Genomic DNA, 304 nt, shown 5'->3' with positions numbered 1-304 from the left:
CCCCCGCCGTGGACGTCGCCGCCTGCAGGAACCCCTTCGGCCGGTTCGTCCCGCTGCCGTTGACGAACGCCGCGCCCTCGGCGCGCGCGAACTCGGCCGCGATCTCGCCCGCCAGCCATGCCTCGACGTCGAACAGCGCGTCGTCCAGCATCGCCTGGCTGGCCGACGGATTGGCGTACAGCTCGCCCATCGGCGGGGCGATCTCCTGGAACACCGGGGTCGCGGTGCCCGGCCGCGCATCGGTTTCCGCGGCCCAGCCCGACGGCGTCCCGCCGGTCGTCACCAGCTTGCGGTATCCCGCCGA

1 protein-coding gene is annotated in these 304 nt (G+C 74.3%); it reads right to left on the bottom strand.

Annotated elements, in window-relative coordinates; genetic code table 11:
• Nucleotides 1–304: phage major capsid protein (locus tag AX685_RS01225; RefSeq protein WP_156445591.1), on the bottom strand; the 304-nt coding region annotated here is incomplete at both ends.

Source organism: Sphingomonas sp. CCH9-F2, assembly GCF_001556735.1.
GTDB classification, from domain to species: domain Bacteria; phylum Pseudomonadota; class Alphaproteobacteria; order Sphingomonadales; family Sphingomonadaceae; genus Sphingomonas; species Sphingomonas ginsenosidimutans.
Note: the sequence above shows the minus strand (reverse complement) of the source record. Positions and strands in the feature narration are given on the sequence as shown.